The organism is Phytohabitans rumicis (assembly GCF_011764445.1).
In the GTDB taxonomy this organism is placed as follows: domain Bacteria; phylum Actinomycetota; class Actinomycetes; order Mycobacteriales; family Micromonosporaceae; genus Phytohabitans; species Phytohabitans rumicis.
This window is the reverse complement of the sequence record NZ_BLPG01000001.1, coordinates 4,978,852-5,003,147: the sequence shown is the minus strand read 5'-3', so window position 1 is coordinate 5,003,147 and position 24,296 is coordinate 4,978,852. Positions and strand designations below refer to the sequence as shown.

Sequence of the window (24,296 nt, the reverse complement as noted above, 5' to 3'; positions counted from 1 at the left end):
AAGGGCCGTTAGGTTTTCGTATGCGTAGGCAATCCCGGTGATCGGAGAGATCAATGGCGACCGTTGAGCTGACCACGGCGAACTTCGACGAGGTGACCAGCCAGGACGGCATCGTGCTGGTGGACTTCTGGGCTAGCTGGTGTGGGCCCTGTGTCCGCTTCGCGCCGGTCTACGAGCGCTCGTCGCTGAAGCACGAAAGCATCGTGTTCGGCAAGGTCGACACCGAGGCTCAGCCGGCTCTGGCTGCCAAGTTCGACATCCGCTCGATCCCGACCATCATGGCGATCCGCGACGGCGTGATCGTGTTCGCCCAGCCCGGCGCCCTTCCCGAGACGGCGCTGGAGTCGCTGATCGAGCAGGTCGAGGCGCTCGACATGGACGACGTCCGCGAGAAGCTCGCCGCCCACAACCACTGACCACCATGATCAAGGCGTCCTTCAAGTCGCTGGAACGACTTGAAGGACGCCTTGATCATGCGACGTGTTGCTCGTACGCCGACATGGTCGCCGTGAGGATCTCCGCACCGGGGCGGGCCCACAGGTCGGCGTGGAACACCTCGACCTCGACCGGCCCGTCGTAGCCGGCGGCGTCCACCGCCTCCCGGAAGCGCCGCAGCTCCACGCAGCCCTCGCCGGGCAGCCCTCGGCCGAGCAGCACGCCCTCCGGCAGCGGGGTGATCCAGTCGGCGGCCTGGAAGCAGGCGATCCGCCCTTCCGCGCCGGCCCGCGCGATCTGCGCCCACACCTGGTCGTCCCACCACAGGTGGTACGTGTCGACGACCGCCCCGACGGCCGCCGACGGGTACGGCGCGGCCAGGTCCAGCGCCTGGCTCAGCGTCGACACCACGCAGCGGTCCGAGGCGAACATCGGGTGCAGCGGCTCGATGGCGAGCTGGACGCCGGCGTCGAGCGCGTACGGCACCAGCTGTCCGATGGCGTCGCCGACGTGCGCCCGTGCGCCGTCGATGTCGCGGCTGCCCTCGGGTAGGCCACCCGACACGAGCACCAGCACCGGCGCCCCCAGGACAGCCGCCTCATCGATGGCGCGACGATTTTCGTCGTACCAGTCGGGCTTGTTGAAGAAACCCCCGCGGCAGAGTGACGTGACCGCGAGCCCGGCGTCTTTCGCGAGCGCCGCGGTCTTTTCGAGGCCGAACTCGGCGACCTGCTCGCGCCAGAGGCCGACCTTGTCCACGCCGGCCTCGACGCAGCCGGCGATCAGGTCGGCCATCGGCCAGTAGTTGGCCGTGGCCTGGTTGAACGAGAAGCGGCTCATAGTTCCGGGATCTCGATGCGGCGGCCCTCGCGGGCGGACTGGAGGCCCAGTTCGGCGAGCTGTACGCCGCGGGCGCCGGCCCACAGGTCCCAGCTGTACGGGGCGTCCTCGACCACGTGGCGCAGGAAGAGCTCCCACTGCGCCTTGAAGCCGTTGTCGAACTCCTCGTTGTCCGGCACCACCTGCCACTGCGAGCGGAAGTCCTCGGTGGCCGGCAGGTCCGGGTTCCACACCGGCTTGGGGTGGACGCGCGGTGCTGGATGCGGCAGTTGCGCAGCCCGGCGACCGCGCTGCCCTCGGTGCCGTCGACCTGGAACTCGACCAGCTCGTCACGGTAGACCCGGACGGCCCACGAGGAGTTGATCTGGGCGACGATCCCGCCCTCGATCTCGAAGATCCCGTACGCGGCGTCGTCGGCGGTCGCGTCGTACGCCTCGCCGGCCTCGTCCCAGCGCTTGTCGATGTGGTTGCTCACGTGCGCGGTGACCGCGGTGACCTTGCCGAAGATCTGCTCCAGCACGTAGTGCCAGTGCGGGAACATGTCGACCGTGATCCCGCCGCCGTCGGCGGCCCGGTAGTTCCAGGAGGGGCGCTGGGCGGGCTGCCAGTCGCCCTCGAAGACCCAGTAGCCGAACTCGCCGCGTACGGACAGGATGCGGCCGAAGAAGCCGCCCTCGACGAGCCGGGCGAGCTTGCGCAGGCCGGGCAGGAAGAGCTTGTCCTGTACGACGCCGTGCTTGATGCCGGCCGCGTCGGCCAGCCGGGCCAGGTCGACCGCGGTGGTGACGTCCTCGGCGATCGGCTTCTCGGTGTAGATGTGCTTGCCTGCGTCGATAGCGGCGCGCAGCGCCTTCTCCCGCTGCGCGGTCACCTGGGAGTCGAAGTAGATGTCGACGTCCGGCCGGGCCAGCACCGCCGGCACGTCGGTGCTCCAGTCGGTCAGCCCGTGCCGCTCGGCGATCTCCCGTAGCTTGCTCTCGCTGCGGCCGACGAGCACCAGCTCAGGCCATAGCCGGGTGCCGTCGCGCAACGGCAGGCCACCCTGCTCCCGGATCGCGAGCAGCGAGCGCACGAGGTGCTGCCGGTATCCCATCCGGCCGGTCACGCCGTTGAGCGCGATGCCGATCGTCCTGCGGGCCATGCCGTCTCCGCTTCTTGAGTCGTGGATCTTTTGGTACACAGGTAAGCGCTTTCCTAGCCAACGTACTGGTGTACGGGCATATCCGGCAAGGGCTTTCCTTCAACTGGGCATCTGCACGGTATCCTCATCCGGAACTGGCCCCGGTTGGTGGCTGCGGACGGCCCCCGGCGCGGAGCGACGGGGACGGCCCGCAGCCGCCAACCGGGGCCGAACGAACGAAGTGAGCCAGCCGGCTCGGCCCCGGGCGGCCGGAAGAGAGGCAGGTCGGGATGGCGACGCTCGCCGATGTCGCACGGCGCGCGGGGGTATCGCCAGCCACCGCGTCCCGGATCATCAACGGCAGCTCCAAGCCGGTCACCGACGCGCTGCGCGAGCGGGTCCTGGCGGCCGTCGAAGAGTTGCAGTACGTCCCCAACGCACACGCCCAGCTGCTGGCGCGCTCCCACCGTACCGCCATAGGTGTGATCGTCCACGACGTGTCCGACCCGTACTTCGCCGAGATCACCCGCGGTCTCCAGCGGGTGGCGACCGCCCACGGGCGGCTGGTCATCATCTGCAACAGCTACCGCGACCCGGTCAAGGAGCTGGAGTACGTCGAGCTGCTGCGCGCCCACCAGGTCGCGGCGATCGTGCTGGCCGGCTCCGGCTACCACGACGAAGACTTCACCAAGGCCCTCGACGGCAAGCTGCGCGTGTACGAGAGCACGGGCGGCCGGGTGGCCGTCATCGGCCGGCACGAGCACGCCGGTGACGCCGTGGTGCCGGCCAACGAGATGGGTGGCTACCTGATGGCCACCGAGCTGTACGCGCTCGGCCACGACCGGATCGGCGTGATCGCCGGCCCGAAGCAGCTCACCACCACCACCGACCGGCTCTCCGGCCTGCGTCGCGCCGCCCGCGAGCACGGTCACAAGCTGCCCGCCCGGCGCATCGCGTACGCCGACTTCGACCGGGGCAGCGGCGCCGCTGCGGCCGCCGCCCTCCTCGACGCCGAGCCGGAGCTGACCGCGCTCGCGGCGCTCAACGACTCGATGGCGATCGGCGCCATGGCGCTGCTGCGCTCCCGCGGGATCGCCGTGCCGGACGAGATGAGCGTGGTCGGCTTCGACGACATGCCGATCGCCCGCGACGTGACCCCGGCGCTGACCACGGTGCGGCTGCCGCTGGCCGACATGGGCGCGCGGGCGATGACGCTGGCCCTGCAGGAGCCGGCCGACCACACCGGCCCGCGGATCGAAGAGGTCGGCGCCGAGCTCATCCGCCGCGACAGCGCCGGCGCGCCGCGCCCATAGTGCTTGCGATTTCTTAGTACGCATGTTCGACTAGACGGCATGCGCTGGGACAACCTGTCGGCTCCCCCCGACGGCGCGGTCCCGGACGGGCCGGCGCCAGCGGCTCCACCCCTGCCGCTGGCGCTGCCCGACGCTGTCGTGCGCACCTTCGACACGCCGGGCTTCGCCGGCATGACGTTCTACGAGGTGCGCGCCAAGAGCATCATCAACCGGGTGCCGGCCGTGTCCCGCGTCATGTTCGACTGGACCATCAATCCCTATCGTGGATGTAGCCATTCCTGCCGGTACTGCTTCGCCCGCAACACGCACACGTACCTCGACCTCGACGCGGGGCAGGACTTCGACAGCAAGGTGATCGTCAAGGTCAACGCGGGCGAGCTGGCCCGGCGGGAGCTGGCGGCGCCGAAGTGGCGGGGCGAGCACATCGCGATGGGCACGAACGTCGACTGCTACCAGCGCGCCGAGGGGCGCTACCGGCTGATGCCACGGATCATCGCGGCGTTGCGCGACTTCGCCAACCCGTTCTCGATCCTGACCAAGGGCACGCTGATCCTGCGCGACCTCCCCCTCCTCCGGCAGGCCGCCGAGGTGACCCGGGTCGGCGTCGCGTTCTCGGTGGGCTTCGTCGACGAGGCGATGTGGCGGTCGGTCGAGCCCGGCACGCCGAGCCCGCAACGCCGGCTGGACGCGGTGCGCGCGTTCACCGACGCCGGCTTCCGGGTCGGCGTGCTGATGGCGCCGATCCTGCCCGGCCTCACCGACACCGACGAGTCGATCGAGGCCACGGTCACGGCGATCGCGGCCGCCGGCGCGGTGAGCGTGACGCCGCTGCCACTGCACCTGCGACCCGGCGCCCGGGAGTGGTACGCGGCCTGGCTCACCCGCGAGTTCCCGGCGCTGGCCCCGACGTATCGCCGCCTCTACGGTCGAAGCTCCTATCTGCCCAAGGCGTACCAGCGCGAGGTCACCGCCCGCGTCCACCTGGCCGCCCGGCGCCACGGACTGAACCGGCAAGACCCGGCCGACACCCGCGCCATCCCCACCCCACCCCCACCTCCCGAGCAACTAACCCTGATCTAGGAGTGATCGAAAGCGAGCTATCGTCGGACGCGTGCGAAACGCTCAGCAGATCCTCGCCGACTCGGCCGTGATCGCCGTCGTCGGAGCCTCCCGAGACCCTGGCAAGCCGGCGCACACCGTACCGGCGCAGATGCAGCGGTACGGCTGGCGCATCATCCCGGTCAACCCGTACGCGGACGAGCTCTTCGGGGAAAAGGTCTACCGGTCGCTGGCCGACATTCCGGAGCCGGTGGATCTGGTCAACGTCTTCCGGCCGGCCGGCGACGCGGTCGATGTGGTCCGGGAGGCCGTCGCGGTCGGCGTGCCCGCGGTGTGGCTGCAGCTCGACATCGTGTCGGCGGAGGCGCGGCGGATCGCGACCGAGGCCGGTTTGGACTATGTCGAGGATCGCTGCATCGCCGTCGAACGGGCGGTGGGCCGCCTCTCCCGGCTCCCGGGGCCTAATCACGCGGTGGACTTTCTCTATCCACTGTGGATACAACCCGCTGTCGTGACGGCGTCGCACAAATCAGGACTCGCGCTCGGCGGTGGCTTTTCCTACTCTGCGAGTGATGACCATCCCCTGCGCTCGGAGGCTCTGTGACCCGCCACGTCAGGGAGGATCTCAGCACCAGCGTGAGCAACGTCCAGGCGACGGCGCTCCTGCTCGGCCTGGGCGCGTTCGCGCTGCGGGTGGTGGTCGAGTTCGGGATCGAGCCGACGTCGTGGCGGTTGAGCTTCGCGCCAGCCTTCATCGTGTACGCCGCTGGCGCCGCGACCGCGCTCGCGGTGCCGCTCCTCGCGTTCGCCCGGTTGTGCCCGCGCCCCCGACCTGCGCCGCGGACGCTGCTGGTCAGCCATGACCGGGCCCGGCCGGCGTTCGTCGCGGCGACGTCGCCGTGGATGGTCGGGCCGTTCGTCATCATGCTGATGTTCCTGGCCGGCAACGGGCTGGCGACCGAGCGCGCGCCGGACGGTGACGTGAGCATCCACGCGGCCGGCTGGGCGCAGACGGCCCTCACCGTGGCGGTCATCTTCTCGATCGCGGCATGGACGCTCTTCCGGGGCCCGCGGGTGGAGTTGCGCCCCGGCGGGCTTCTCATCCGAAATGTGCGTACCCACATGGTGCGCTGGGATTCGGTGCTCGCGAGCGGGCCGCCGGCGCCGGTGGAGAAGCCCCGCCAGATCTCCCTGCTGGTGCGCCGGCAGCCGCCGGAGTACGGCGCGTACGTCGTGCGGATCTTGCACCGATGGCTGGCCGTGGACGCCGGTTTCCTCGCGAACTCGATCCGGCACTACGTCGACCATCCGGAGCACCGCGCGGAGATCGGCTCGCGGCAGGAGCTCGATCGGCTCTGCGCCACGATGGAGATCTGACACCACCACGGGCGGCATTGTCGGTTTTCCGACAGACTTACGCCGGTCTCTCCGGACGGCCCGTGGAAAACTGCTGTCGTGACCTACCGGCCACTCGACGAATCGTGGCGAGAGCGGCGTGCGGTCATCTACGGACGGGCCAACCAGGCTTCTTCGCACTACGGGCAGCGCAAGCAGGCGAAGCCGATGCAGGAGCCCGTCGCGATGACCGGAAAGATGTCCAACCGCCGGCGCTTCTGGCTCTTCGCGATCGCGCTGCTCCTGGCGCTCGCGTTCGGCACGGCGATGTTTGGCGTCGTCTTCGCCGGCCCGGCGCCGGTCGCCGAGGCGCCCAAGCCGCCGGCGCGGGAGCGGACCGAGCCGGTGCAGCCGGCCGCGCCGCCGCTGACGAGCGCCCAGGGCACGCCGGTGACCAAGAAAAAGCCGGCGACCGACGGCGGCGACCCGGCCCCGCGTACGACCCCAGCGGCACCACCGTCCGAGGCGGTGACGACGGTGTCGTACAAGAACTGCGGCCAGGCTCGCAAGGCCGGCGCCGCCCCGCTCTACGCGAGCGACCCCGGGTACGCGCCGGCGCTGGACAAGGACGGCGACGGCGTGGCGTGCGAGACGGGAAAGCCCTAGCTAGGCGCGGTACTCCTTGAGCAGTCCCCGGGAGATGATCGTCTTCTGGATCTCCGAGGTGCCCTCGCCGATCAGCAGGAACGGCGCCTCGCGCATGAGCCGCTCGATCTCGTACTCCTTGGAGTAGCCGTATCCGCCGTGGATGCGGAACGCCTCCTGGACCACCTCGGCGCAGTACTCCGACGCGAGCAGCTTGGCCATGCCGGCCTCCACGTCGTTGCGGGCGCCGGAGTCCTTCAGCCGGGCCGCGTTGACCATGAGGGCGTGGGCCGCCTCGATCTTCGTACCCATCTCGGCGAGCTTGAACGCGACGGCCTGGTGCTGGGCGAGGTGCTTGCCGAAGGTCTGGCGCTGCTGGGCGTACGCGACGGCCAGCTCGAACGCGCGGATGGAGATGCCGCAGGCGCGCGCGGCGACGTTGACCCGGCCCACCTCGATGCCGTCCATCATCTGGTAGAAGCCCCGGCCGACGGCCGACTCCCCACCGAGCGCGGCGGACGCCGGCACCCGCACGCCGTCGAGGACCATCTCGGTGGTCTCGACGCCCTTGTAGCCCATCTTTTCAATCTTGCCGGGGATGGTCAGCCCCGGCGCCGTCTCGCCGAAACCGGGCTCCTTTTCCAGCAGGAACGTGGTCATGTTGCCGTACACCGACTCCGCGCCGGTGTCGGTCTTGACCAGGGTCGCCACCACCGACGAGTACGCCCCGTTGGTCAGCCACATCTTCTGCCCGTTGAGGACGAAGTCATCGCCGTCCCGGACCGCCTTGGAGCGGATCGCCGCCACGTCGGAGCCGCAGCCCGGCTCGGACATGGAGAACGCGCCGCGCACCTCGCCGGCCGCCATCCGCGGGAGCAGGGACGCCTTCTGCTCGGCCGAGCCGTGCTGGGTCACCAGGTACGCCACGATGAAGTGGGTGTTGACGATGCCGGAGATGGACATCCAGCCGCGCGACAGCTCCTCCACCACCAGGGCGTACGTGAGCAGCGACTCGCCGAGCCCGCCGTACTCCTCGGGGATGGTGAGACCGAACAGGCCCATCTCGCGCATGCCGTCGACGATGTCCGTCGGGTACTCGTCGGCGTGCTCGAGCCGCTGGGCGTTCGGGATGATCTCCTTGTCGGCGAACTCCCGTACGGTCTCCAGGATCGAGCGCTGGACGTCGGTCAGACCTGGGGTCTGGGCGAGGCGCGCCATGTTTGCCTCCGATTACCAGCCGGTAACTAAACGCTTGCTCAGTATCGTCCCATGGTGGATCCCTTCAACGTCTGTGAAAAGGTTCACCGGCGTTGCTGGCTGCAGCCGCCTCCCCGACGCCATCGCGCGCGGGCGCCGCGCAGGGGGACGCGGCCTAGTACCGTGCCGTATGACAAGGAGGAAATAGAGAAATGACCGACCCTTATCAGCCGCAGCAGCCGTACGACCCGAACGCGCAGCAGCCGCCGCAGCAGCCGTACTCCGACCCGTACGCCGCGCCGCAGCAGCCGGGGTCGCCGGCCGCCCCGTACGGCCAGCCCGGCTCTCCGGCCGCGCCGTACAGTGGCCAGCCCTACACCGGACAGCCATACACCGGCCAGGAGTACGGGGGGCAGCAGTACTACGGCCAGTACCCCGGGCAGCAGCAGTACCCGGCCGGCGGCTACGCCCAGACTCCTGGCACGAACGTCATGGCGATCCTGTCGCTCGTCTTCGCGTTCGTCTTCGCACCGGTCGGCATCGTGCTCGGCCACATCGCCAAGAAGCAGATCAAGGAGCGCGGCGAGCAGGGCGGCGGCCTCGCGACCGCCGGCCTCGTGCTGAGCTACATCTTCACCGGCCTCACGGCGGCCTTCTGCTGCATCGGGATCATCGCGGCCATCGCGAGCGGCGGCGACTCCGGCAGCACGTACTGACGGACACCCTGGCGAGGCGCAGGGACCGGCCTACCGGAACTGCGCCTCGCGCACGCTGTTGCCGCCGTCGACCACCAGCATCTGCCCGGTGATGTACGACGCGGCCGGCGAGCACAGGAACGTAATCGCCGCGGCGACCTCTTCCGGTGTGCCGGGCCGGCCCATCGGCGTACCCAGGCCCTGCTTGAGCTCGGCCACCGTGGAGGCCGCGGTGTAGATCGTGCCCGGCGCGACCGCGTTGACGGTCACCCCGTCGGCGACCATCTCCATCGCGAGCGCCCGGGTGAGACCCACCACGCCCGCCTTGGCGGCGGCGTACGCGGCCTCGGTCGGCAGCGCGTTGACCGGGCCGGCCGTGGCGGCGAGGTTGACGATCCGGCCCCAGCCCCGCTCAGCCATGCCGCCGATGAACGCCCGGCTGCACAGGAACGCGGTGGTCAGGTTGCGGTCGATCTCGCGCCGCCACTCGTCGAACGTGAGCTGCGCGACCGGCCGCAGCACCTCCGGGCTGGCCCGGCTGGCGAGGCCGGCGTTGTTGACCAGCACCTCCACGTCGCCGAGCTGCTCGGCGACCGCGTCGGCCAACGCGCCGACCTCGGACTCGTCGGTCAGGTCGGCGACGAAACCGGTGGCGCCCAGCTCCGACGCCCGCTCGTGGATGCGCCGGGTGGTGGACACGATCGCCACCCGCGCGCCCAGGTCAACGAGCCTCCGGGCGGTGGCGTAGCCGATGCCGTCCGGGCTGCCGGCGCCGGTCACGAGCGCCACCCGCCCGTCGAGGCGGAGCGTGCCGTAGTCGGGCGCGGGTGTGGAGGCGTCCTCATCCATGTCCGCGATCCTGCCCGGTCCGGGCAATCGGAGCAACGACCGGGGTCACGGCGAGTGGAGACCGACCGCTACCCTGGCGGGCACCCTCGCCAACGACGGAGATCACCATGACGTACCCCCAGCCCGGCAACTGGAGCGACCCGTCCTGGCCGCAGCAGCAGGCCGGCCAGCCGGAGGGTGGTTACGCGCCGCCCGCCTACCCGGGGTACGGGTATCCGCCGCCGATGGCCCGTCCCACGAACAGTCTGGCGATCGCGGCCCTGATCTGCTCGCTCGCGGGCATCGCGACCTGCATCAGCGCGCCGGTCGGCGCGATCCTCGGCCACGTCGCCCGCCGGCAGATCCGCGAGCGGGGCGAGGCCGGCGACGGCATGGCCCTGGCCGGCATCATCGTCGGCTGGATCATCACCGGGCTGATGGTGCTCCTGATCGCGTTCTACGTGGTGATCATCATCATCGCGATCAACTCGGAGACCTCGACGACGTACTAACCCGTGATCAAGGCGTCCTTCAAGTCGTTAGAACGACTTGAAGGACCCCTTGATCACTCGGGTGGGGTGAAGGTGCTGGTCCGGCGCATGCCGGCGGCCCGGCCCTTGGCGGCGACGACCAGCGCCATCTTCCGGGACGCCTCGTCGATCATCTCGTCGCCGAGCATGACCGCGCCCAGCTTGCCACCGGCCTCGGACGTGTAGAAGTCGTACGCGTCGAGGATCAGCTCGGCGTGGTCGTAGTCCTCCTGCGCCGGCGAGTACACCTCGTTCGCGGCGTCGATCTGGCCCGGATGCAGCACCCACTTGCCGTCGAAGCCCAGCGCCGCCGACCGCTTCGCCACCTCGCGGAACGCGTCCACGTCGCGGATCTGCAGGAACGGCCCGTCGATCGCCTGCTTGTCGTGCATGCGGGCGGCCATCAGGATGCGCATGAGGATGTAGTGGTACGGGTCGCCCGGGTAGTCGGGGATCAGCGCGCCGACCACCAGCGACTTCATGTTGATGCTCGCCATGAAGTCGGCCGGCCCGAAGATGATCGTCTCGACCCGGGGCGAGGCGGCGGCGATGGCGTCCACATTGACCAGACCCGCGGCGTTCTCGATCTGGGCCTCGATCCCGATGCGGCCGACCGGCAGGCCGAGCGTCTTCTCGATCTGGGTGAGGGTCAGGTCGAGCCACTCCACGTGGGCCGCGGTCTGCACCTTCGGCAGCATGATGCACTCCAGGTTGGCCCCGGCGCCCTCGACGACCTCCACCACGTCGCGGTACGTCCACGGCGTGGTCAGGTCGTTGACCCGTACCACCCGGGTCTTGCCGCCCCAGTCGCCCTCGTTGAGGGCAGCGACGATGTTCTTGCGGGCGTCCGGCTTGGCCAGCGGGGCGACCGCGTCCTCCAGGTCGAGAAAGACCTGGTCGGCCGGCAGGCCCCGGGCCTTGTCGAGCATCTTCAGGCTCGATCCGGGCACGGCCAGGCAGGAGCGGCGCGGGCGTCCGGCAGCGACCATCGGGCGGCTCCTTAATGAACGGTAAGGCGCGATGTGACCCAACGGTAACCTCGGTGCCCGCCACCCGAGAACCAACCTGTGGAAGATCTCACTGACCCTTCCATGCACTTAGAGCGGGGCCTCGGGCTCGCGGCGGGGGGCGCGTGCGCCGCCCAGGACGACGACCGCCACGCCGGCCACCACCAGCGCCAGACCGGGCACCGACGCGGCCCGCGGCAACTGGTCCAGCCAGGCCCACGCGATCAGCGCCGAGCCCGGCACCTCCAACAGGATCAGCAGGCTGACCGTGGTCGCGGAGACCTTTCGCAGCGCGTAGCTGAACATCGAGTGCCCGAGCAGCTGCGCGCCCGCCACCAGGCCGAGGATCGCCAGCCAGGTGGAGCGGTCGAAGCCGGCGAGCCGCACGCCGCCCACGAGACACACCGCCAGCAGCGCGGCGGCACAGACCGCATAACAGACCAACGTGTACGCGGTGGTGCTGATCGCCGCGCGGGCCCGCTCGCCGAGGGCCGTGTAGACCGCGCCCGCCAGGCCGCCGACCAGCGCCAGCAGGTCGCCCGCGAGAGCCCGACCGGAGGTCCCGAAGTCCGCGCCGGTCGCGAGCACCGCGCCGGCGACCGCGATGCCGATGCCGACCCAGGTGACGGGCCGCAACCGGCGGCCCTGCCCGAGCGCGATCAGCCCCTGCCAGACCGGCTGGGTGGCGACCAGCGCGGTCGCCGACGCCACCGAGGTGAGCTGGGCGCTGGGCACCCACGTACCGAAGTGGACCGCCAGCGCGGCGCCGGCCAGCACGCTGTACCGGCCCTCGGTGCGCTGGTCGCCCCGGACCAGGGCGCGCAACTCGTCCCGCCGGCGCGCCGCCGCGTACGGGCCCAGCACGCCGACGGCCAGCATGTTGCGCCAGAACGCGATCGCCAGGGCGGGAGCCGCCGCGTACGCGATCAGCGGGGCGGAAGACGAGACGGCGATCACCGCGATGCCGAGCGCCGCAACATGCACGGTGTTTTATCCTCACACGTCACTTGTTGCAGTTATCTCATTACTAACAGTTGCTGACTGTGCGCGTGCAGGCATCCCGCTAGGCTCGCCCGATCCGTGCCTCGGAACTCCTTAAACCCCCTTCGGAGGCTGATTCTTCATGCCCGCGTACCGTGCGGTGCTTTTCGACTTCTTCGGCACCTTGACCCGTTCGGTACGGCGTGGGCCGCAGCACGCCACCATCGCCCGGATGCTCGGCTGCGACCCGGCCGCGCTGGTCGCCGTACTCGATCGGTCCTTTTATGCCCGGGCCCGCGGCCTCTTCGGATCGGCGGAGGCCGCGCTGCACTGGGTCAGCGAGCAGGCCGGTGGCCAGCCGAACCGCGGCAGCCTGCGGGCGGCGCTCGTCGCGCGGGTCGAGGCCGTGCGCGCGGACACCGCGCTGCGCGGTGATGCCGTGGCCGCTCTCCTCGCGTTGCGCCGGCGCGGCCTGGGTACGGCGGTCGTGAGCGACTGCGCCTACGAGTTGCCGGCCTTCCTGCCCCGGCTGCCGGTGGCGCCCCTGCTCGACGCCTGCGTCTACTCCGTCGAACTCGGACGGTGCAAGCCCGAGCCGGGGATCTACCTGGCGGCGTGCGACCGCCTGGGCGTGGAGCCGCACGAGTGCCTGTACGTCGGCGACGGTGGCAGCCGGGAGCTGACCGGCGCCGCCGAACTGGGCATGACCGCGGTCCGGCTGGCCGCCCCCGACCTGGCCGGGCACCTGGTATTCAACGCGGACGTGGGGTGGACGGGCCCGAGCGTGGCGTCGCTGACCGACGTCGTCGGCCTGGTCGACCGGGCGCCCGCGGCCGTCGGGTGAGGCATGATGCTCCCATGCCGGATCCCCTGATCGCGGAGGCGATGAAGAAGGCGTCCGTGGCCTGGGTCGCGGTCGGCGACGGGCCGGCGCTGGCGCTGTGGTGCCTGCCCCTCGACGACGCCCTGTACGTGGTGAGCGGCCCCGGCGAGCAGTCGGCGCCGGGCCTGGCCATCGCGACCGCCGCCGAGGTGCGCCTGCGCGGCGACCACGGTGGACGGATCGTGACCTGGCCGGCCGAGGTGACCCGCGTCGACCCCCGCAGCGAGGAGTGGGCCACGGTGGCCCCCAACTGGCCACCAAGCGCCTCAACGCCACCGGCGCCGCGTCCGCCCTGGTGGACCGCTGGGCGGCGGAGTGCGCAATCGTCCGCCTGACCCCAGCAGGCGACCCGCTGAAGCCCGGCTCCGCCTCGGAGGCAGCCCCACCCCGCGACTCGGACGCCGCCCGCCCCGCGAAGCGCCCCTTCCGCCTCCACAAAGTCCGCGGCGCCGCTCCCCGCCCTCCCCGCCCTCCCCGCCCTCCCCGTTGATCAGGGAACGGCTCGGGCGGGTCGCGGCGTGTCAGCGGAGTAGATCCCTGATCAACAGGGTGCCCCGGGCGACCGGGACGACTTGGCCGGTCACCGTTGCCGACCCGGCGGCGCCGTGACCGTGCAGTCCAGTGTGGAGGGGCGGCCGATCTCGCCGTCCGCCGTCACGTCGATCGGCAGCAGCCCGGCGCCGCACTCCTGGATCACCCGGCCAGGGCCGCCGGACTGGACCACCGCCGCGCCCACGCTCGGGTGCCCCGCGAAGGGCAACTCGGCGGACGGCGTGAAGATCCGCGCCCGGTAGGTGGCCGCGGCCGGATCGGTCGGCGGCAGGATCAACACCGTCTCCACGATCTGGTAGTCCAAGGTCGACATGCCATGGCAGCCTATGGCACTACGCTGATCCCGTGACCACGGCGACCAGGGTGTACGTGGCTCGGCTCGCCGACCTGCCGGTGTTCGACCCCAATGGCGACCAGGTCGGCCGGGTCCGGGATGCGGTCGCGCGGCTGCGTACGACCAACCGCCCGCCACAGGTCGTCGGCCTCGTCGCCGAGATGCCGCTGCGCCGGCGGATCTTCCTGCCGATGGGCCGGATCACCTACATCGACTCGGACTCGGTCGTGCTCGGCACCGGCACGCTCAACCTGCGCCGCTTCGAGAAGCGCCCCAACGAGCTGCTGGTCCTGGAAGACATGCTCGACCGGCGCGTCACGATCGAGCCGGACGAGGTGCCGGGCATCGTGGTGGACGTGGCGATGGAAGCAAACCGAGCCGGCGAATGGTCGCTGACCAAGGTCGCTGTGCGCGAACACACCGGCCGCCTGACCCGCCGCGGCCACCTGCACCAGCTGGACTGGCACCGCGCGCGCGGCCTGATCGGCGTGCCGGACACGCAGGGTACGGCGAACCTGCTCGCCCTGCTGGAAGGCATGCGCCCCGCCGACCTGGCAAACGCCCTGCAGGACATGACCGACGGGCGGCGCAACGAGGTGGCCGCAGCGCTGGACGACGAGCGCCTCGCCGACGTGCTCGGTGAGCTGCCCGAGCACGACCAGGTCGAGATCCTCGTCGCGCTGGACCGGGAGCGGGCTGCCGACGTACTCGAAGAAATGGACCCGGACGACGCGGCCGACCTGCTCGCGGAGCTGCCGCGGGCCGAGCAGGAAGTGCTCTTCGACCTGATGGAGCCCGACGAGGCCGACCCGGTCCGCCAGCTCATGAAGTACCAGAAGGGCACGGCCGGCAGCATGATGACGTCCGAGCCGGTGATCCTCACCCCGGACAGCACGGTCGCCGAGGCGCTGGCCCGCATCCGGGAGCCGCAACTGCCGCCCGCGGTCGCGGCGCAGGTCTTCATCGCCCGCGCCCCGATGGCCACGCCGACCGGCCGCTACCTGGGCGTCGTGCACTTCCAGCGGCTGCTGCGCGAGCCGCCGGCCGAGATCCTGGGCGGCGTGCTCGACAACGGCATCGACCCGCTGGCCCCGGACACGCCGCTGGTCGAGGTCACCCGCCGGATGGCCACGTACGACCTGGTGGCGATGCCGGTCGTGGACCGCACCAACCGGCTCGTCGGTGCGGTCACCGTCGACGACGTACTGGACCACTCGCTGCCGCCGGACTGGCGCGACCGGGACACGGGCTCCGATGAGTGAGCACCGCGCGGGCGGGCGGCTGGACCAGCCGCGCGAGCCGCGCCGCATCCGTCTGCCGCGCTTCAACCCCGAGGCGTTCGGCCAGTGGTCCGAGGCCATCGCCCGCTACATGGGTACGGCGAAGTTCCTGGTCTACATGAGCGTGGTGATCCTGCTGTGGATCGCCTGGAACACGCTCGCCCCGGCGAGCCTGCGCTTCGACCCGTACACGTTCACGTTTCTGACCTTGGTGTTGTCGCTGCAAGCGTCGTACGCGGCTCCGCTGATCCTGCTCGCCCAGAACCGGCAGGCCGACCGGGACCGCCTCGGGTTGGAAGAGGACCGCCGGCGGGCCGAGATGCAGAAGGCCGACACCGAGTACCTGGCCCGCGAGATCGCCGCGCTCCGCATCGCGCTCGGCGAGGTAGCGACCCGCGACTTCATCCGCTCCGAACTGGCCCGCCTAGCGGACGAGTTGGTGGAGATGCAACGCCGCCGCACCCCCGTACGCACGTTGCGCGAGCCGTACGACGAGCGCGACTCGGACTGAGCGGCGCGGCCGCCTCCGTTGTGCGACGCGCTCACCGCGCCCCTGCTCAGCTCCGGGTAGTTAGGGGTTTGGGGGGCGCCGTCAAGCAGTGCCAGCACTGTCGTGATCATGGAGATGGCGGCACGGGAGACCGGGCGGGCGTACGGAATGGACCTTGGTATCTAAACGCCCCTGGGAGGGCGCCGGGATACCAAGGTCGCCATGCAGCGGACCGGCCGCTCGGACGTATCCGGCATACCCGACCGCGAGATCCCAGGCCATCCATGACCGTGGCGAATAGTCGCCCCGCGGCGGGCCGTTACTCGATACGGCGGGCTCCCTTAACTTCCCGGCCTCGCCCACAGGGACCCCTACTGGGGCGAGAAGCAGCAATGTCGGAGAAGTTGCTGGTTCCCGCGCTCGGGAAGCAGCAGTTTCCGAGACATTGCGCGGATCATGCGACCCAGTCCACGGTGATCATGGAGTTGGCGCCAGAAGAAGGGCGTTTCTTCGCGCGGAGGCCGGAAAGGGTGGCGCCGCGCGCCCCCTCGAAGGTGCTGTGGCCGGGCGCGCGGCGTTCTCTTGCCGCGGAGGCCCGAAAGGGTGGCGCCGCGCGCCCCAAGGGGCCAGGCGCGCGGCGTTCTTCAACGATCGTCGCACCTGAGGGGGTACGGCGTCCAGCCGGAAACCGACAATATCCAAAAAGACCACACATGCCCGACAGGCAGCGTAAAATGCCACACCTTGCCACTGCGGGTGGGCGATCCGACCCGACGTAGCATGGCGTACATGTCCGCACCGGTAAGCACCATCGAGGAAGCCATCCAGGCTGCCCTCGCCACCGTCGACGACCCGGAGATCCGCCGGCCCATCACCGACCTGGGCATGGTCCGCTCCGCGGTGATCGACGAGCGCGGTGTGGTGCGGGTCGACCTGCTGCTCACCGTCGCCGGTTGCCCGCTGCGTGACAAGCTCCGTTCGGACATCACGGCCGCGGTCGGCGCGGTGCCGGGCGTCACCGCCGTGGAGATCGAATTCGGCGTGATGAGCCCGGAGCAGCGGCAGGCCCTGCAGACGAAGCTGCGCGGCTCGGCGACCCCGGAGCCGGTGATCCCGTTCGCCCAGCCCGGCTCGCGCACCCGGGTGTACGCGGTGGCAAGCGGCAAGGGCGGCGTCGGAAAGTCCAGCGTGACGGTCAACTTGGCGGCCGCGCTGGCGGCTCGCGGGCTGTCCGTGGGCGTGGTCGACGCCGACATCTACGGCCACTCGGTGCCCCGCATGCTCGGCGTGGACGGGCGGCCGACCCGGGTCGAAGACATGATCATGCCGCCGCAGGCGTACGGGGTGAAGGTCATCTCGATCGGCATGTTCACCGACGGCAACGCGGCCGTGGTCTGGCGCGGCCCGATGCTGCACCGGGCGCTCCAGCAGTTCCTCGCCGACGTCTACTGGGGCGACCTGGACGTGCTCCTGCTCGACCTGCCCCCGGGTACGGGCGACGTGGCGATCTCGCTGGCCCAGCTGCTGCCGAACGCCGAAATCCTCGTGGTCACCACCCCGCAGACCGCCGCCGCCGAGGTTGCCGAACGCGCCGGCGCCATCGCCCTGCAGACCCACCAGCGGCTGGTCGGTGTGGTGGAGAACATGTCGTGGCTGGAACTGCCCACCGGCGAGCGCATGGAGATCTTCGGCGCGGGCGGTGGCGCCACGGTGGCCGAGTCGCTGACCAGGGTGGTGGGCTCCGCGGTGCCACTGCTCGGCCAGATCCCGCTCGACACCCGCGTACGCGAGGCGGGCGACGCCGGCAAGCCGATCGTGCTCGACGAGCCGGACGCGCCCGCGTCGGTCGCGCTGTCCGCGGTCGCCGACCGGCTGGCGGTCCGCCGCGAGTCCCTGGTCGGCAAGCCGCTGGGCCTACGCCCCTCCCGCGCCTAGCGCCGCCCTCGCGCCGTTCGCCGCCCCTCGCGCCGTTCGCCGCCCCTCGCGCCGTTCGCCGATCAAGGGCTTCCGCGTCGATCAAGGGCAAACGGTCGTGGATCGGAGATCAAAGCGCGGCCGTTTGCCCTTGATCGACGGCAAAGTCCTTGATCGACGCCGCGCGGGCCGGGGCCCGGCGCGGGCGCGGAGGCCGGGGCGCCGCGCAAGCCGGCGCGCGGCGGAGCGGGCCGTGGGGCAACGGGGGGAGGGCGCGTTATGTGGCGTCGGCGTCGTACGTCTTGGGGCGGTTGACCGGGGTCAGCGTCGCGGAGGACGGGGCGGGGGTCCTGGGGTCGACGGAGGCCGCTACGTCGTTGATTTCGTCCTTGACGCTGGTCAGGTCGGACTTGACCGTGTCGTAGATGCCCTTCAGAGGCTTGCGCAGGGCCTCTTCGTCTTCCTCGCTGAGCAGGTGCTTGCGGATGAACGCCTTCGGGTGCAGATCCTCAAGCTGGATGTCCGTGCCCAGCTCGCGACTGAGGTCACCGGTGGCGTTGCGCGCCATGTTGCGCAGGTTGCGGACCATCCGAAGGCCGTCGGAGATCACGTTGGGCAGCTTGTCGCCAAAGATCAACAGGGCGAGCAGAAGCAGTGCCCCGATCTCCCACCAGTTCAGGTTCTCGAACATGTGACGCCCTCCTCGCCCCGAAGGCTACTTGGCGTCGGCGGCCAACGTCACTGAGGCGGTCTGCTTGGTGCTGCCCCGGCGGTACTCGACGGTGACGACGGCGCCGGGGGCGTACTTGCGGACCAGCGCGATCAGGTCGGTGCCCTCTTCGAGCAGGCGCCCGTCGAGCTTCGTCACCACGTCGCCCGCCTTCAGCCCGGCCGCGGCCGCGGGACCACCGGCGTCGACGGCCGAGAGGCGTACGCCGCCGCCCGGGTTGCGGCCGTTGTCGGCCACGGTGGCGCCGATCACCGTACGGCGGGCCTTGCCGGTGTCGATGATGTCCTGGGCCACCCGCTTGGCCTGGTTGATCGGGATGGCGAACGCGAGACCGATGTTGCCGGCCTGCTCCTCGTCCGCGGCGAGCGACTTGATCACCGAGTTGACGCCGATCACCCGGCCGGCGCCGTCGACGAGCGGGCCGCCGGAGTTGCCCTGGTTGACGGCCGCGTCGGTCTGGATCGCCGCGTAGTACCGGACCTGTCCACCCGGCTCGCCGGACTGGATCGTACGGTCGAGGGCGCTCACGATCCCGGCGGTGACGGTGTTGGCAAGCGCCAGCGGCGAGCCGAACGCGAGCACCGGGTCGCCGACCGCGATGGCCTCCGAGTCGCCGAACTCGACCGGTACGAGGTTGGGCCGCGACACCTTGATCACGGCGATGTCGGACTCCGCGTCGTGGCCCACGACCGAGCCGGACGCGGTCGAGCCGTCGCTGAAGACCACGGTCGCCCCGCCCGAGGCGCCCTCGACGACGTGGTCGTTCGTGATCACGTACCCGTCGGCGGTGGCCACGAAGCCGGAGCCGACGCTGGATCCGCCGCTGGCTGCCACGCGTACCGTGACGACGCTGGGCGACACGCGCTCGGCGACGCCCGCCAGCGAGTCCGGCGGGCGCTGGGCCACCTCGGGTGCTTCGCCGGACGAGCCGAGCACGGTCCCGCCCGCGACGCCGCCGCGCACCGCGAAGGCGTACCCGAGGGCACCGCCGAGCGACCCGGCCAGCAGGGCCGCGAAGATCGAGATCAGCAAGACAGAGGTCATGCCGCGCCGTGGCGCGGCATCCGGGTCGGTGACCGGCTCGGGCGCCGCACCGCCCGCGCCAGGGGGCGTCGGCAGCACCACCGCGGCCGGAGCGCGCGGGTCGCGCCACGGATCTCCGAGGGCGTCTGACCACCAGGGTGAACCGGCATCCGGCGGACTCACCGGCGGCCTCGTCAACGCCGGCTGGTGTGCCGGGGTCGCGGTGCCGTCGGGCTGGTGCCAGTTCCAGCCGTCGGTCACGTTCGCTGCCTCCCAGTAGGGGTCCTTCCCGTGCATCCAGGATTGCACGGATGGGGCGGAAGCATTCAGTGGATGCGTCGGCTCCCGTTCTGTTACCCCCGCGCCTTAGTCTGATACTCCGACCGGTACCCCGCCGCAGGAGGTTCACCATCGCCACGGTCGCTCGCTTCGGCGGCCTGACCACCGCCCAGGCGCTCCAGTTCGCCGAGGGGTACGTCGCCGAGGATCTCGTCCTACAGACCGCCCGCACGCTGGCCCGCGAGGTCGGGCTCGACCCCGTCGCGCCCAGCACCGGGGCGGCGTTACGACTGCTGGCCGCCGCCAGCAGCGCGCGGGCGGTGGTCGAGATCGGCACCGGCACCGGGGTCAGCGGCGTGTGGCTGCTGCGCGGCATGCGCGCCGATGGGGTGCTCACCACGATCGACCTGGAAAACGAGCACCAGCGCATCGCCCGGCGGATCTTCGTGGAGGCGGGGTTCGCGTCCTCGCGTACCCGGATCATCACGGGCCGTGCGCTCGACGTGCTGCCCCGGCTGGCCGACGGCGTCTACGACATGATCTTTGTCGACGCCGACCCGGCCGAGTACGGCGCCTGCGTCGACGCGGCCCTGCGCCTGCTGCGGCCGGGCGGGGTGCTCGCCCTCAACGGCGCGCTGGCCGGCGGCCGGATCGCCGACCCCGCCGCGCGCGACCTCGAGACCGTGACGATCCGCGAGGTCATCAAGGCGGTCCGCGAGGCCGACGAGTGGATCCCGGCGCTGCTACCGGCCGGCGAGGGCCTGCTGGCCGCCGTCAAGCGCGGCTAGCCAGCGCAACAGGGTGCGCACGCCATAACCGGTGGCGCCCTTGGCGAGCACGCCGTCGGCGTTGTCGGACCACGACGGGGCGGACATGTCCATGTGTGCCCAGCGGTCCCGCCGGTCACCGACGAACTCCCGCAGGTACAGCGCGGCCACCACCGAGCCGGCGCCGCGGTCCGGCGCGCTGTAGAGGTCGGCCAGGTCGCTGCCGAGGTACTCGACGTAGTCACCGTGCAGCGGCATGCGCCAGGCCAGCTCGCCGGCCTCCGCGGCCGCGTCGAGCAGGGCGCCGGCCAGTTCGTCGCTGTCGCTGTAGAGGGCGGCCGTGCGCTTGCCGAGGGCCACGGCGTTCGCGCCGGTCAGGGTCGCGAGGTCGATGAGCAGGTCCGGCGACAGGCGCTCCACCGCGTACGCCAGCGCGTCGGCGAGCACCAGGCGACCCTCGGCGTCCGAGTTGGTCGACTCGCTGGTGAGCCCGCCGTAGTGCTTGATCACGTCGCCCGGCCGGTACGCCGAGCCGCTGATCAGGTTTTCCGCGAGCGGGGCGAGCGCGGTCACCCGTACGGGTAGCCGCAGGGCCGCGGCGCCCAGCGTGGCCGCGAGGATCGTCGCCGCGCCCCCCATGTCCTTGCGCATCAGCTTCATGCTGTCCCGCGGCTTGATCGAGATGCCGCCGGTGTCGAAGGTGATGCCCTTGCCGACGAGCACCACGTGCGGCAGTGCCGGCCGGCCCGCTTCGGCCGGAGGGCGCCAGCTCAGCTCGACCAGGCGGGGCGGGCTGGCCGAGCCGCCGCCGACCGCGAGTACGCCGCCGAACCCCTCGGCGGCGAGTTGGGCCGGCTCCCGGACGGTGACGGTGACGCCGGGGCGCCCGGCGGCCGCCGCGACCACCTGGTCGGCGAGCCAGGCCGGGGTCTTGAGCGACGACGGCGTGTTGGTCAGGTCGCGGGCCAGCACGGTGGCCTCCGCGGTGGCGCGGGCGGTGGCCAGCGCGGCCTCGTAGCGGTCGGGCCGGTCGACGGCGATCGTCACATCGCGGTCGGGGTCGGAATCGGGGGGCATCCGGAACGCGTACGCGGCCAGCCACAGCCCTTCGGCCAGCCCGCGTACGGCGGCCGGCGGCGCATCGGCCGGCATCGCGATAGTGATCGACATCTCATCGCCGTACGCCCTGCTGATGGCCGCTCCGGCGGCGCGCCAACCGGCCTCGTCGCCGGTGTCCACCGGGACGAGCAGGAGGCGGCCAGGGGTGCGCAGGGGCCGCGGCAGCGCGTACGCGCCGTCGCCCACCTCGACGAGCACCGCGGTGGCTTCCGCGAGCGCGTCGGCTGGCAGGCCCAGTGCCAAACGGGGCAGCTCGGGCCCACCGTCCCCGGCCACCACCGGGAGTACGACGGTGCGCCCGCCACCCGGCTCCGTCGCGACGCGAACGGCCAACACCCTGGACACCTCCATGATCATGACAGAGAGGCCCGCCGGCACGGCCACGCTGCCGTCCCGGCGGGCCTCACATATTCAGTGACAGCTAGCCGGCGGCGGCCTTCAGCGCGTCACCGAGCGCGTTCGCCTCGTCGGGAGTCATCTCAACGACGAGCCGGCCACCACCCTCCAGCGGAACCCGCATGACGATGCCCCGGCCCTCCTTGGTGACCTCCAGCGGACCGTCGCCCGTCCGCGGCTTCATCGCCGCCATGTTGTCTCCCCTCAGACCTCTACGCCAGGGTCGGTGGGTCTCCCCACAGCCACTTCGTCAGCGTCACCGCGCTCACGGCCCGCGGTGCCGACCAACGATTTTCCCTGATGAAACCCGCTGAGCCCAAACTGAAGCCGGATTGATGTGACAGCATCTAGCTTATCCTGAAGTTGGCTGTCACAATGTCCCGTCATGCAGGCACGGTCGGCGCTCTTCGACCTCTACGGCGACTACCTCCGTCCCCGGGGTGGCCGCGCGCCGGTTGCCGCCCTGGTCAGGTTGCTCGCGCCGCTTGGGATCGCGCCGCCAGCCGTCCGTACCGCGGTGTCCCGTATGGTCCGGCAAGGGTGGCTTCATCCGCTACGGCTTTCCGTGGGCCCCGGGTACCTGCTGACCCCAAAAGCCGCCCGCCGGTTGGACGAAGCGGCAAGTCGGATCTATCGCACCGGCAAGATCAGCTGGGACGGCCGCTTCGACCTGATCGTGCTCGACCCGCCCCCGTCCCGGCGCGACCGCCAGCGGCTGGGCGACAACCTGGCGTACCTCGGCTATGGGGCGCTCGATGAGCGCACATGGGTGGCGCCGCGCCCCGGCGAGGACGTCGACGGGCTGCTCAGCGAGGGCGGCATCCGGTATGAGCGGTTCACCGCCAGCCACGCCATGGGCGGGCCAGGGGCGATGGGCGTGGTCCGGCGCGCCTGGGACCTCTCCGAGATCGGCACGGCGTACGAGCGGTTCGTCACCGAGCAGCGCGACCTGCTCACCCAGGTCACCAGCCGCAGCACCGACGAAGAGGCGTACGCGGCGCGGTTCCGGCTCGTGCACGCCTGGCGTACGTTTCTATTTCGGGACCCGCAACTGCCGCCGGCACTGCTCCCCGAGCGCTGGGCCGGCACCAGCGCGGCCGCGTTCTTCGACCGCCACGCCGCGCGCCTGCGCCCCGCCGCCGACCGCTACGTGGATCTCTGCCTGGACCAGAAGAAGGGCCAACAATCTTGAGTGATCCGCTTCTCGTCGACCGCGCCGGCGCCGTCGTGACCCTCACGCTCAACCGGCCGGACTCGCTGAACTCGCTGGACACGGCCCTGAAGGAGGCCCTGCGCGACACGCTCGCCGACCTTGAGCGGGACCGGTCCTGCCGGGCCGTCGTGCTCACCGGCGCGGGCCGGGCGTTCTGCGTGGGGCAGGATCTCCGCGAGCACGTGGAGACCCTGGAGTCCGGCTCGATCGACCCGCTGGGCACCGTCCGGGCGCACTACAACCCGATCGCGTCCAGCCTGGCCAACATGCCGAAGCCGGTGGTCGCCGCGGTCCGCGGGATGGCCGCCGGCGCCGGCGCGTCGCTCGCGTTCCTCGCGGACTTCCGGGTCGGCGGACCCAAGACCAGCTTCCTCATGGCGTTCGCCAACGTCGGGCTCGCCGCCGACACCGGCGCCTCCTGGTCGCTGCCCCGGCTGGTCGGCCACGCCAAGGCCATCGAGCTGCTCATGCTGGCCGAGCCCGTGCCGTCGGCCGAGGCCGTGCGGCTCGGCCTGCTCACCCGGCTGGTGGACGACGACGATCTGGTGCTGCCCACCGCGCAGGAGTTCGCCGCCCGCCTGGCGGCCGGCCCGACCGTCGCGTACGGGGCGATCAAGCGCCAGCTCTCGGTCGGCGACGCCGGCACGCTGTCCGAGGCCCTCGCGGCCGAGGCACAGGCGCAGGCGATCACCGGCGCCACCGCCGACCATCGGAACGCCACAACCGCCTTCGTCAACAAGCAGAAGCCGCTCTTCGAGGGCCGCTAGTCTTCGTCCTCTTCCGGGTCGAGGTTGGTCTCCTCGCCGAGCACGAACGCCTGCATCGCCAGCTCGTCACCGGTCGGCGAGACGAACGTGGGCAGCTCACGCGGGCCCAGCTCCATGACGTACGACCAGAAGAGCCGGACCGCCTCGGCCGGCGAGGATGCCTCGATCGGCAGGTCGAGGCTCACGATCCAGGTGCTGCGGTCGGCCGCCGGACGCACGGCCTCGGCGAGCTTGCGGTAGGTGCCGGCGTCGACCGGGGCCACGGGCCCGCCGAGGGCGAGCTGCGCGGCCGGCACCGGCTCGTCAAAGATCCGATGGGTGTACGTCACGACAAGTGGCTCGTCGTCGCTGGGCTGCGGGTCGTCCGGGTCGTGCTCGGCGGTCCCGGGCCGGACCAGTCCCAGCGCGACCACGGCGGGGTGCGCGCGCCCGGCGAGCACCAGCACCTGATCGCCGGGGCCGGGCGGTCGCCTTCCAGGCCGGTCAGCTCCAGGGTGTCGTGGTGGAACAGCCGCTCCGCCTCGTGCCTCTCATCCGAGATCACCACCGCCCAGTGCGCCATGG

Annotated in this window: 23 protein-coding genes and 5 pseudogenes; 16 read left to right on the top strand and 12 right to left on the bottom strand. The window is 71.3% G+C overall.

What is annotated here, in order from left to right; genetic code table 11:
• The first annotated feature begins 53 nt into the window (after window positions 1-53).
• The gene (gene trxA / locus Prum_RS22555; protein ID WP_173078312.1) at window positions 54-416 is read left to right on the top strand and encodes a thioredoxin; all 363 of its coding nucleotides are present in this window, start codon (window positions 54-56) and stop codon (window positions 414-416) included.
• 55 nt (window positions 417-471) lie between these two features.
• Here trxA and Prum_RS22550 read toward each other — a convergent pair whose 3' ends face one another.
• Together Prum_RS22550 and Prum_RS22545 are read right to left on the bottom strand one after the other, a co-directional pair.
• Window positions 472-1,230: a sugar phosphate isomerase/epimerase family protein gene (locus Prum_RS22550; protein ID WP_308785436.1), complete on the bottom strand. Its 759-nt coding sequence runs from the start codon at window positions 1,228-1,230 to the stop codon at window positions 472-474.
• A gap of 41 nt (window positions 1,231-1,271) precedes the next feature.
• A pseudogene (locus tag Prum_RS22545) lies at window positions 1,272-2,416 on the bottom strand (Gfo/Idh/MocA family protein).
• A 269-nt stretch (window positions 2,417-2,685) separates the two neighbouring features.
• Here Prum_RS22545 and Prum_RS22540 point away from each other — a divergent pair.
• From Prum_RS22540 to Prum_RS22520, 5 genes and pseudogenes are all read left to right on the top strand, one after another.
• A complete protein-coding gene (locus Prum_RS22540) occupies window positions 2,686-3,708 on the top strand; it encodes a LacI family DNA-binding transcriptional regulator (protein ID WP_173078310.1) in 1,023 nt (340 codons plus the stop codon).
• Between the two features lie 39 nt (window positions 3,709-3,747).
• Window positions 3,748-4,788, top strand: a complete 1,041-nt coding sequence (locus Prum_RS22535; protein WP_173078309.1) for an Rv2578c family radical SAM protein — start codon at window positions 3,748-3,750, stop codon at window positions 4,786-4,788.
• A gap of 31 nt (window positions 4,789-4,819) precedes the next feature.
• A pseudogene (locus tag Prum_RS22530) lies at window positions 4,820-5,218 on the top strand (CoA-binding protein); the annotation flags it as partial.
• Between the two features lie 185 nt (window positions 5,219-5,403).
• Complete coding sequence (locus Prum_RS22525) at window positions 5,404-6,144, top strand: hypothetical protein (protein ID WP_173078307.1); 741 nt, start codon at window positions 5,404-5,406, stop codon at window positions 6,142-6,144.
• A 78-nt stretch (window positions 6,145-6,222) separates the two neighbouring features.
• Window positions 6,223-6,768, top strand: a complete 546-nt coding sequence (locus Prum_RS22520) for an excalibur calcium-binding domain-containing protein (RefSeq protein ID WP_218577306.1) — start codon at window positions 6,223-6,225, stop codon at window positions 6,766-6,768.
• On the opposite strand, the gene Prum_RS22515 is transcribed toward Prum_RS22520, so the two are convergent.
• Window positions 6,769-7,965 (bottom strand): acyl-CoA dehydrogenase family protein, encoded by a 1,197-nt coding sequence (locus Prum_RS22515; protein WP_173078306.1) that lies wholly within the window; start codon window positions 7,963-7,965, stop codon window positions 6,769-6,771.
• A gap of 191 nt (window positions 7,966-8,156) precedes the next feature.
• Here Prum_RS22515 and Prum_RS22510 point away from each other — a divergent pair, with 191 nt between their 5' ends.
• Window positions 8,157-8,660: a DUF4190 domain-containing protein gene (locus tag Prum_RS22510; protein WP_173078305.1), complete on the top strand. Its 504-nt coding sequence runs from the start codon at window positions 8,157-8,159 to the stop codon at window positions 8,658-8,660.
• A gap of 30 nt (window positions 8,661-8,690) precedes the next feature.
• Here the strand turns inward: Prum_RS22510 and Prum_RS22505 are convergent, their stop codons facing one another.
• Entirely contained in the window at window positions 8,691-9,488 is a 798-nt protein-coding gene (locus tag Prum_RS22505; protein ID WP_173078304.1) for an SDR family NAD(P)-dependent oxidoreductase, read from the bottom strand.
• Window positions 9,489-9,595: 107 nt separating this feature from the next.
• Between Prum_RS22505 and Prum_RS22500 the strand changes: the two genes are divergently transcribed.
• Window positions 9,596-9,979: a DUF4190 domain-containing protein gene (locus Prum_RS22500; RefSeq protein ID WP_173078303.1), complete on the top strand. Its 384-nt coding sequence runs from the start codon at window positions 9,596-9,598 to the stop codon at window positions 9,977-9,979.
• Window positions 9,980-10,032: 53 nt separating this feature from the next.
• Here Prum_RS22500 and Prum_RS22495 read toward each other — a convergent pair whose 3' ends face one another.
• On the bottom strand, window positions 10,033-10,986 hold the full coding sequence (locus tag Prum_RS22495; RefSeq protein ID WP_173078302.1) for an HpcH/HpaI aldolase/citrate lyase family protein: 954 nt from the start codon (window positions 10,984-10,986) through the stop codon (window positions 10,033-10,035).
• Between the two features lie 108 nt (window positions 10,987-11,094).
• Window positions 11,095-11,988: a DMT family transporter gene (locus tag Prum_RS22490; protein ID WP_173078301.1), complete on the bottom strand. Its 894-nt coding sequence runs from the start codon at window positions 11,986-11,988 to the stop codon at window positions 11,095-11,097.
• Window positions 11,989-12,127: 139 nt separating this feature from the next.
• On the opposite strand from Prum_RS22490, the gene Prum_RS22485 reads away from it, so the two are divergent.
• Both Prum_RS22485 and Prum_RS22480 read left to right on the top strand, forming a co-directional pair.
• Window positions 12,128-12,829, top strand: a complete 702-nt coding sequence (locus Prum_RS22485) for an HAD family hydrolase (RefSeq protein WP_173078300.1) — start codon at window positions 12,128-12,130, stop codon at window positions 12,827-12,829.
• A gap of 14 nt (window positions 12,830-12,843) precedes the next feature.
• Window positions 12,844-13,358: pseudogene (locus Prum_RS22480) on the top strand (hypothetical protein).
• A gap of 153 nt (window positions 13,359-13,511) precedes the next feature.
• Here the strand turns inward: Prum_RS22480 and Prum_RS22475 are convergent.
• A pseudogene (locus Prum_RS22475) lies at window positions 13,512-13,745 on the bottom strand (PhzF family phenazine biosynthesis protein); the annotation flags it as partial.
• Window positions 13,746-13,765: 20 nt separating this feature from the next.
• On the opposite strand from Prum_RS22475, the gene Prum_RS22470 reads away from it, so the two are divergent.
• The 3 genes from Prum_RS22470 to Prum_RS22460 all read left to right on the top strand — a co-directional run bounded on the left by Prum_RS22470 (window position 13,766) and on the right by Prum_RS22460 (window position 17,459).
• Entirely contained in the window at window positions 13,766-15,016 is a 1,251-nt protein-coding gene (locus tag Prum_RS22470) for a magnesium transporter MgtE N-terminal domain-containing protein (RefSeq protein WP_173078298.1), read from the top strand.
• Window positions 15,009-15,545, top strand: coding sequence for a DUF1003 domain-containing protein (locus tag Prum_RS22465; protein ID WP_173078297.1), 537 nt, complete (start codon window positions 15,009-15,011; stop codon window positions 15,543-15,545). Before Prum_RS22470 ends, Prum_RS22465 begins: the two co-directional genes overlap by 8 nt.
• A gap of 768 nt (window positions 15,546-16,313) precedes the next feature.
• Window positions 16,314-17,459, top strand: coding sequence for an Mrp/NBP35 family ATP-binding protein (locus tag Prum_RS22460; RefSeq protein ID WP_173078296.1), 1,146 nt, complete (start codon window positions 16,314-16,316; stop codon window positions 17,457-17,459).
• A 256-nt stretch (window positions 17,460-17,715) separates the two neighbouring features.
• Here the strand turns inward: Prum_RS22460 and Prum_RS22455 are convergent, their stop codons facing one another.
• Together Prum_RS22455 and Prum_RS22450 are read right to left on the bottom strand one after the other, a co-directional pair.
• Window positions 17,716-18,129 carry a twin-arginine translocase TatA/TatE family subunit gene (locus tag Prum_RS22455; RefSeq protein WP_173078295.1) on the bottom strand — a complete coding sequence of 138 codons (414 nt, stop codon included), beginning with the start codon at window positions 18,127-18,129 and terminating at the stop codon, window positions 17,716-17,718.
• Between the two features lie 24 nt (window positions 18,130-18,153).
• Window positions 18,154-19,488, bottom strand: coding sequence for a S1C family serine protease (locus Prum_RS22450; RefSeq protein ID WP_173078294.1), 1,335 nt, complete (start codon window positions 19,486-19,488; stop codon window positions 18,154-18,156).
• Between the two features lie 140 nt (window positions 19,489-19,628).
• Here Prum_RS22450 and Prum_RS22445 point away from each other — a divergent pair, with 140 nt between their 5' ends.
• On the top strand, window positions 19,629-20,258 hold the full coding sequence (locus tag Prum_RS22445) for an O-methyltransferase (protein ID WP_246278603.1): 630 nt from the start codon (window positions 19,629-19,631) through the stop codon (window positions 20,256-20,258).
• On the opposite strand, the gene Prum_RS22440 is transcribed toward Prum_RS22445, so the two are convergent.
• Together Prum_RS22440 and Prum_RS22435 are read right to left on the bottom strand one after the other, a co-directional pair.
• Window positions 20,214-21,692, bottom strand: a complete 1,479-nt coding sequence (locus Prum_RS22440) for a leucyl aminopeptidase family protein (RefSeq protein WP_246278602.1) — start codon at window positions 21,690-21,692, stop codon at window positions 20,214-20,216. The genes Prum_RS22445 and Prum_RS22440 overlap by 45 nt on opposite strands.
• Before the next feature lie 85 nt (window positions 21,693-21,777).
• Window positions 21,778-21,945 carry a DUF3117 domain-containing protein gene (locus Prum_RS22435; protein ID WP_007455245.1) on the bottom strand — a complete coding sequence of 56 codons (168 nt, stop codon included), beginning with the start codon at window positions 21,943-21,945 and terminating at the stop codon, window positions 21,778-21,780.
• 192 nt (window positions 21,946-22,137) lie between these two features.
• Between Prum_RS22435 and Prum_RS22430 the strand changes: the two genes are divergently transcribed.
• Both Prum_RS22430 and Prum_RS22425 read left to right on the top strand, forming a co-directional pair.
• Entirely contained in the window at window positions 22,138-22,944 is an 807-nt protein-coding gene (locus Prum_RS22430; RefSeq protein ID WP_173078292.1) for a PaaX family transcriptional regulator, read from the top strand.
• The gene (locus tag Prum_RS22425; RefSeq protein WP_173078291.1) at window positions 22,941-23,732 is read left to right on the top strand and encodes an enoyl-CoA hydratase-related protein; all 792 of its coding nucleotides are present in this window, start codon (window positions 22,941-22,943) and stop codon (window positions 23,730-23,732) included. The genes Prum_RS22430 and Prum_RS22425 overlap by 4 nt, the downstream gene beginning before the upstream one ends.
• Here the strand turns inward: Prum_RS22425 and Prum_RS22420 are convergent.
• Window positions 23,729-24,294 (bottom strand): annotated as a pseudogene (locus tag Prum_RS22420) (hypothetical protein). The gene Prum_RS22425 and the pseudogene Prum_RS22420 sit on opposite strands and share 4 nt — an antisense overlap.
• Window positions 24,295-24,296 lie beyond the last annotated feature (2 nt).